The organism is Marivirga sp. (assembly GCF_024636815.1).
Classification (GTDB): Bacteria; Bacteroidota; Bacteroidia; order Cytophagales; family Cyclobacteriaceae; genus Marivirga.
Genome location: NZ_JAGXGF010000191.1, coordinates 1 through 9,554, shown reverse-complemented (window position 1 = coordinate 9,554; position 9,554 = coordinate 1). Strand labels below are relative to the sequence as shown.

Annotated in this window: 2 protein-coding genes; both read right to left on the bottom strand. The window is 32.0% G+C overall.

Translation table 11 applies throughout. From position 1 onward, the window contains the following. On the bottom strand, positions 1–5,222 hold a 5,222-nt coding region (locus Q0L29_RS13850; protein WP_296622588.1), incomplete at its 3' end, for a DarT ssDNA thymidine ADP-ribosyltransferase family protein. Between the two features lies 1 nt (position 5,223). After that, positions 5,224–9,129: a DEAD/DEAH box helicase gene (locus Q0L29_RS13845; protein WP_296622587.1), complete on the bottom strand. Its 3,906-nt coding sequence runs from the start codon at positions 9,127–9,129 to the stop codon at positions 5,224–5,226. Between the last annotated feature and the right edge of the window lie 425 nt (positions 9,130–9,554).

The following is a 9,554-nucleotide window of genomic DNA, read 5'->3' as shown; positions in this document are numbered from 1 at the left end:
GGCAGCGTCAGATGTGTATAAGAGACAGGGGGTGTATTGAGCCTTTTTGAGCCATTTATGATTACCTGGGATATACTTTCTAAGCAATTTTTGTTCTGAAAGTATTCACCTATATAATCACCTTCTAATAATAGCAGAACTTTTGTTAAGTCTTCCTGGGAATTTGATATTTTGAACCAAATATTCTTTACCGTTTGAATACTATGATCATACTGAAGACCTTTATTCCCTTCATTAAATGCTTGGGGTTTTCCAATGTCATGAATTATCAAAAAAAATCTAATCAGTTCTCTCTCTTTGTCATTGAATTTGTTTGAAAAATATCTATCGAATTGATTGAGAACAATATTCGTATGATCCCTTAATATATAATGTCTAACTTTAGAGTCATAAGTAGTTATGTACTGAGGTAAGACGTCGCAAAGTTCTTCTATCGACTGTGGGTACATAATTTCGTTTCTTTTATTGTTCTCGCTATGAGATTTTTGGATTTCCTCCTTTGGAGAACAATATTTTATTATTTGCCAAGGTTCCTTATCTGTCACTTGATCTTGGAAAGTAACCGTTAGACATGGCTCTGATTCAAATTCAATATTGATGTCAGGAAAGAACCGAAGTTTGTTCCCTGTTTTCGATAAGAGATGACCGGATTTAATCTTATATGAATCATCTTTCAAATCAATTTCAAAGTATGCTGATCTTGTTCCATTTCCACTATAATTTGTGGAAATGTTAATTGAATTACCCTCGAGTTGATAATCAATTGATTTATTGCTATTCAGGTAGATATCGTCATTATAATCCGCTACCCTTGTCTTTGAAATTATTTCAGGCTGTCCTTTTAAATGATGTCTTAATTGAGCTAAATCTGAATTATTTCTAACCAATATTTCATAATTGTTAATATTGGAGAAATCGAATTCGTCCTTCACTAAAAACTCTTGTTGTGACTTATTCATGTATGTTCTCCAATCACCGTCTGATGTAGTCTTTATAGTGCTGTATAAATCATCAAAATCAAAACGATTATACATCTCACTTAGACTCCCAATTTGAGCCCAATTTGTTTGTAGATTTCCGTTACTAACAAAGCATCTATTGCTCTGAAAGTATAATATCTCTCTCAAATCAAATTTGAAGAATACAGGAATTGGACATTTTGGTAGACCAAGATCTAATGCTTTAGGAAAATCAGATTTCCATTTTTCTTGCCAATTCCCGTAATAATCCTTTGCCCAACCGTATCGGCCAGATTCATGATCTTTACCTAAACATTCATTGTAAAATTGAGTAGGTGTTTGAGGTCTAAAATAGAAACGAGCATATTCATGAGCATCATCTCTTCTATTAACTACACTTCCCGCTGCATCACTAAATTTCGTGGCTTTTAAAGCCTTATTCCGACTTACAATCTGTCTTTTATTAATAATTTCTACAGCGTTGGTCAAATGGGTGAAATGATATACATATCCCGACCAGGGACTCCTTTGTTTTTTTAATTCGTAAACGAACCTTGCATGAACATTTTCAATCAAATAATTTTCGATAAAATTTTTGGTTTCATAATCGATAGTTGAATTATTTTCGATTGTGCCAAAATCAATGAAATCAATGAAATTCTTTACTAATGATAATTGACCATCAAAGTTTGACTTTCTGCAGAGAACATTCCAGTCAATGTATAACTTGAATGAATTAAGCATATCCTCTTTCAATGGAATTTTTGGGGTTAAATATTTCCAGTTCAGTAAATGTTTAAATTCTGATAGGATCGATTTTTCAGGAGCAAATTGGATAGTTGTACTTAATACACTCCAATCTATATAATCTTGATACCTTCTTAAGGTGAGCAAGGAGTTAATATCAATTTTTCTCTTTTCTATAAGTACATTCCAATCCCAAAACTCTTTATAATCTTCAAGCAGGCTATTGTTTTCAAATAGTAGGTTTTTGTTGCCAGATAAGTTTCTCCAAAGTGAAGAGTCCGAATTGATAGATTTCGCAAGGGATTTAACGGTTTTATCATTGCAATGCAAATTATCTGAATTGAGGACTTCAACCCAACTTACATCCGCCTTATCGCTTAATACTCGTAAAAGGTTTTCATCAAAAATTAGAGATTCACTACTTGATATAGTACACCAGTCCCAGTTTTTATCAGATAATTGGACAATTGTTGAATTAGCTAACCACTCCTTGGTTGATAGATATGGCCAATTCAAGTTTTTATCTTGCAATTGAATTAGATCATCGTTTGTAAATTTAATATTAGGATTCTTACATAGAACCGTCCAATCCCATGGTTTATCTATTAGATCTGTGAATAGAGTCTCTTTTTCAATTTTTAAGTTAGGATTACTGGAAAGGCCTTGCCAGTCCCAATTCTTTGCTTCAAATCGTTTAATTAAGTCAAAGTCAATTACCGCATCATTTCGTTGAGAAAATATTTGAAAATTAATAAACCGCTGAAATTTTTCAAGTAATCGTCCATTAAAGACTACACCATTTTTCCTTTTTTGGGTAAGTAGTTTTGATTTTCCTGAAGAGAGTATATCCCAATCCCATTTTAACTTAAAATAACTTACAATGGTCTCACTCCGTGTAATGTTATCAAGTTTGGACAACTCCTGAAAAATCCAAAATTCCACAAATTCAGAAAGATAGGATAGCACATGGTTTTCCCATTGTTTTCTTGAATGATAGATTTCTTTATCGTTTCTAAAAAACGCATTTAAGAAGGAATTACTAGATAACAATGACCAGTTTATAACCTTCTTATATGACTTAAGGGTATTTAAGTCTAATGAGATTTTGTTGGAAGAGCTAATGTAATTCCAATCCCATTGAAAGAGTTCAATATCGCTTGTTACATTAATAGCACTCCATAATGAATGTGCAGGATATAATTCTGTAATTAACCTCCACGATTTCTCCCTTATTTCTTGTGATGCTTGAGAGATTAATGCTGCAAGTTCAGAAAGTTTTCCCTCAATTAGTAAATCTTCGGGTTCAAAATATTTTTCTATCAATAGTTCCCAATCCCAAAAACAAGAAAAAGCTACCAGATTGTTATCATTGATAATCTCTTGTTCAATTGCTCGTTCAGTAACATTATTCCAATCCCACTCCAAATCCGATAATTCAAATATTTCCTCAACTTCAAAATAATTTGTGATTTCAGCTATTAAATATTTCGGATAAGCAATTGAATCTAACATTGAAAACAATTCTTCAATATTGTTTTGTACAAATTGTTTTTCAGTTCTATTCCAAACTTTATTCCATTGAACCTTATCTGCAATCTTTAAATAAAAGTCCTGATACTTGTCAATTTTCTGAAAAATATTTTCAAGGTTAAATAGATTTGAAATAGCTTTAGGTAGATTTTCAATCTCATCAACCTGATTTATTTGAATAAGTGAAATTAGATTAGATTCTAAAGAGTCTTTATCAAATAATAATACAGCCGAATCAATGTCAATTTGATTTTTAAATTCGTCAAAAAAACCAGGTTGATTTATTAGCTTACGATTCTCTGAAATTGATTTAAAATCCCATTCATATTCAAAGCTTTTTAATATTGAGTAATCAGATATGGTATTCCCAAGTACCTGTATTGCATCCGGGTAGTTCCATTTGCCTTTAAAATATTCTATGATATCGATAGACCAATTTTGAAATGCGTTTTGCTCAAAACCTGGAACAATTTCGCTACCCCAGTAAATAATTCCTTTACCCTCTAGGGCTAATAATTTGAAAAGATTTAAGCTGCACTTAGTGTTTTTATTAATCAGCTTTACATTGCTGGAGAAATTAGCTTCAACAATTACTTGTTGAAAAACAGAATCATTAAAACTATGATGACTGGATATAATTCGTTCAACGACAATTTCGAAATTTAGTACATTCTTTAATTCATCGAATCTGTTTTCAATATTTTCTATGTTAAGATACTGAGAGACCCAGGAGCTATTCCAATTTCCATCCGGATATTTAATTATGAAATCACATAAGTTTTCTGAATTATTTTTGGTCAAATAGTCTTCAATTCCAGGAAGTTTTCTGAAATTTTGAATTACAAATTCATATTCAAGCTCTTCATAAAACTTATTGAAGTCAATTACTTGTAGTTGAGTAATGCTAGATATATTGGCTTTAAAATCATCCAATGTTACTATATCAATTAAACCATCAGCATCCCAAGGATAGTTATTTATGTTTGAAAGTATAAATGAAAGGCCCACTCTTTTTGTTAGTTCACTCCAGTCAAAGAAATCTTGATATTGATCAATTGATTCGATTACTATATTTAGTGGGCACTTTGAGCTTATAATGTTCCAGTTTACCCCATATTCTTCAAGTATTTTTATTGAATTTTGATTCCAATTGATATTACAATTTTCTAAAATCTCATTCCAGTCAATGATTGAAATAAACTCATTTAAATCTTCAACTGAAAAAGATTGGTTAGATTCTATAAATGTTGCGTATCGCAATTTTAATTTCAGTGCCTCTGCTTTACCATAATTTAATTCGTGATTAATCTCGATTGATAATTTCTCCTGAAATTCACCATCATAGAGTACACTTATGCTTGAATTAACTTCTCGGAATTCTAAATCAGTATCAATTTGCTGAATGTTTGAAGTTGGTTCTATGCTATCAAAAATGATTTTATCATTAATGTTGAATCTATTTTGATCGAATTGGTTTAAAATTTGTTGATCAGGAACTTCTAAATTCTCCATTTCCCAAGCTTTCTCTTGAATTTTTTCGTTCGATATTCTCACTTCAACACCAATCTCTTTAAACGGAAACAAGGTTGATTCGCCTGATATATAAATATCGAAAAACTCAGGAACCTGAATATTACATGAATAAAAAGTGTATTTCACCCTATCTCTAATTGCCTTTTGACCCCAATATGTTAGTTCAATGCTCTGTGTATCATACTGGATTAAATGATTAGATTTTAAGTTTTCTAAATAAGAATCAAATAATTGGATTTCGGCTGTATCCTTTCTTATACTTTTCCCAGCATCCTCTTGCATCGCAAAACCCAAAAGAGAACCTAATCCCTTGTAACCATATTCGCCATTATTTGAATGAATAAGGCCTAAAATTGCTGACTCATGCTTTTCCAATGGCAGGGCTCTTCTAAAGAGTGTTTTAAAACTCCTTAGTCGTATTTTTACGGGTTCTATAATTGATCTAAGTTCCATACTATATCTTAAAGGGCTTTTCTCCATCAAAGCCCCATACTTCGCCTTGAGGGTGTGCTTTTATCGTTTCAAAAACATTCTTATAAATTTCTTTTTTGCTGAAGTGTTTAGAATTTCCTACTACAATCAACAGTCGCTTAGCTCTTGAAAGAGCTACATTTAATCGATTAGGAGATTCAGCAAATCCGAGGCTTTCATTTTGAGGATAACCATGTTGAGGGTACATGTGGAAATCAGCAATTTCATTTTCAGATTCAGCTATATTATTGCTCCTAACTAATGAAACGATGACGATATTTCTCTCCATACCTTGAAACTTATCAACAGGAGACACTCTAACTTCCACACCTTCAGGAATATTTCTCTTAATTAATCCGGCTTGTGCACCATAAAAGGTAATAACCCCCAGCTCTTTCTGTTCTCTTTCATTATCTTTCCAATGATTTATAAAAGAAGAGTAGTTTTCATTTGAAGTTATTGAATTTATTATCCATTCAATTGCTGTTACCTCTCCAGGGTTAATTCTACTTGTACCTTGCTTAATTTCGGGCGTTTGTACATCAAACCACATAACATGAGTATCTTTCTTCTTGGTAAGGCCATGATATCTTGACATTGAGTTATTAAGATCAGGATCGTCCACAGATTCAAGAGGCAGACCGCATTCTAAATCTTTCCCATCTTCAAAATCTCCCTTATAAAACTGCTTAATGGTTTCATTTATGGCGGGGTGCATTCGATATTGGGTATCAAAAGTTGATTTAAGGTTTAGGTCAATATTTTTGAATAGTTTTTCAAATTGTGACTGTTCAAAGCTTTGTTTATGCTGCTTAATAAATCGAATAAGATCACTAATTTTTTTTATTTGCTTTTCATCTTTGCTCTTATTTTTAAGATAAATCAAACTTTCGATAAACTCATTTGAATCAATTAGTGGTGGTAATTGCCTATGATCGCCAATTATAACAGCCTTCTTTGCGAATGTGAATGGCAGAACTAATTCGGGAGGTGATGCTTTGGAAGCTTCATCTTGAATAGCTAATTCAAACTCAATTTCTTTCTTTTTAAGATTAGTAGCAGAGGAACGGCTAGGTAATGATTTGAAACTTTCAAAAACATCCGGATAAAAAACATTACTATACTCCTGAAAAAATCTAGTAAACTTACCCTCGGAATTTGTTTTCCCGATTGAACTACACGTTGCTCCAATTACATTGCAATTATTTACATAGGATTTATGTACAAAGTCTCGGAGCATAATGTTTTTCTCTGTCAAATGCTCCTTCCATTGATTAATAAATGAATTATTTAATGGGTTTTCACATCTACTATTAATCAAATCTATCCAATCATCAACGATTAACGGTTCTTCATCTTCCCATTCTTGATTTTTCCAACTATTCAATGCTTCCAGTGAAAATCTTCTACCTTCTGTATCGAGTTTCCCCTCAGAACCAAATCGTATTGGTTTCATCAATAAGTGCGATTTGCTTCTTAGTTTATCCAAAGCATTATCAACAGCAAGATTTGTCTCAGATGTAACAAGTACTCGATAACGAGCTTCTTGCTCATTGTTAACTAGATGTTGCCAAATAAGCTCCGCAATAGCGGTGGACTTTCCTGTTCCTGGAGGTCCCTGGACTATAAATAAGTCTTCACTTAGAAGGCATTTTACAATTGCTGCTTTTTGTCGTTCATTGACATAAGTACTTAATAGATCATTATTGATTTTCTGATAAAGGTCTTTGTAATCGTTGGTTAAAGTAATATCTCCGTCAATAAAGGATTCTAAGGTGGATGAATCTATTAGTGCGGTTTTCAGCTGTTTATTAAGTATGGAATTATCTGATACAGAATATATTTTTTCTATTGTATCTCGAAGTCGTTTAATTTTATCTTTTTCTCCTTTTAATGCACTTTTAACACACAAATATTCACCTTCCTTTAACAAGCTATTGTCTTCGGCTTGGATAGTTAAATTTGGATATGATATTGCCTTCAAAACTCCCAAAGAATCCCTTGATTCAAGACGACTTAGAGGTTCACCTCTTAGATTATTAAGTTTTTTATATACTTCTTCCTTATAACTATCTTCATCAAATCTGAAGAAATATTTGATATATCCATCATCAAAGGAATCCCAGTTAAGTTGTATATTTTTTTGCTCATAATTTCCGACAGCATTCTCTATATTTGCCTTAACTATTGGCAGTAAACTTATATCAGACATTAACCCAAAAACCCTTAACACATTTCCTGATTCCTTTAAAATTGATTTTGCAAAGTTGAATTTATCAAGCTCTATCTTTAGTTCTTCTAATGGTGTATTTTTTTCAAAAGCTACCTTAAACTTATGGTCTTCTTTAAATCCTAAAAAACGGAGGGATTCATACGTTCTTAATTTTTGTAATTTATCACTTAATTCAACCCTATTTCTGAAGTCAAAAGCAATAGTTTCAGCATCCGAACTAATTTGAAAATCCTCATTGGGAATTACATCTTTTATATGCTCTAAGAAACGCTGCTTGTCTAATCTTAGGATCTGCTCATGAGCTATTTGAATTTTCTCCTTTCTAAAGTAGCGTTTGAGTGTGTTTAGGAAAATTAAAATCTCAAATTTAAGTTCGCCTAAAGATAATGCTGCAGAAAAAGTTTGGATAAAAACATTCTTATCAGGGTTAGGCAATATCACTCCTTCAAGACTGGACTCGTCTTCAGTTCTGTAATAAATTCTTTTACTTTTCCTTATCGCTTCAAATGTTTCAAACTCAATTGGATCAATTATATAGGAAACAAGATGGAAAGAGCTTGAATAGAAAGTGCTTTTTTGAAAATCATCAAAAACAACCTTCTTTAAGAAGGTGTTTTTCAAATGAATCTGTTTAAAAAAACCTTCAACCTTAAATGGGGTTATACCCACCTTATCTTTTAAAAATTTTTCAGCATCTATATATTGCTTTTGAATAAACTTTTCGCTCACATCTATTTTTGATATGGCACCTATTTTTTCTTCTCTAGACACCTCCCCATTTTGCTCTAATAACTTATCAATTCTGTCTAATTCGTCAAGAGTAAGGAATTGAATTCTATTAAATTTTCGCGTAATAGGGATAGGGATAGTATCTTGAAAATTGGTCTTTGTGAAAACTGCATTTAAACTTATGGTTGGGGATTGACCTAATTTTTTACAAAGGTCATCATTTACTAAAGTCCGAATCTCTTTGATCTCTTTTTCTGTAACACTTCCCTTCAGTTTGACACTTAATTTTTTCTTTTTTATTGAATGACTTATTTCCAATATTTTACTCGAGGTGATTTGAACTTCAATTGGATAAGAAATATCCTTAATTGTAAGAATATATTCAATTGAATATTTTAAGCCCCATTCTTCGAAAGTTTTGTGGTGCAAGAAAGTTTCATCAAGCACAACAATTTTGCCCCTGTTTTTTTCTTTCCAGGTAGAACCTGGGTATAACATTTTTAAGTGGTGGACCAATGTTTTTTGACTCTGAAGTTCTTCCGTTTTTATAACGTGCTTTTTTAAAAAATCAATTAACGGAGTATTATTGTATTTAAAAGTTCCAGAAAAAGCAGGTTTGGAAGAAAACTCAAAATGGTTTGATTCTGAAAATACTTTCAGAGCTTCCAATTCGGAAGTACAAATTGTTTCTTTAGAGGGATAAAGAAGATAATTGCCTTGATAATTGAGATTGTTTTTTCTTAATTCCGGAAAAACTTTTACCAAATTTTCAAAAATTTTTTCCCTGTGATTGTCATCAATATACCTGCAAATTACGGATGAATCATTCTTAACTTCCAGAACTTTAATATCAAAAGGCTCTGAATATTGATTTGTCAATATTTCTAAAACATCTATATATGATTTCCAAACATCGAATTCTTTCATACTATTTTATCACCTTTAGAAAGATAAATGTATCCTTATCCAAATATGTGCGAAGTCCGGTAGGTACTATTTCCGTGGTTTATAAAGGACATTCCCAGAAAATAAATGTAGTTAAATTTTGTTAAGGAAATGCTAATTATAAGAATAGATCTTAAGGTCGCTGACATCATTTTCTATGCCTTTAGATAATAAGAGGAATGTCGAGACCATTTTAAATCTTGTCTAATTATTGGTTGAGCTCAAATTGTAATTAAAAGATTGAAGAGAACTGCTGCACAAAACAGGCCACACATTGGGCGGTACAAAAGCATAAAAAAATCCGCAAACACCTTGTTATCAGTGTAATGCGGATCAGCTAAGTGACCTCGGCTGGATTCAAACCAGCAACCTCTTGAGCCGTAATCAAGTGCGCTATTCAGTTGCGC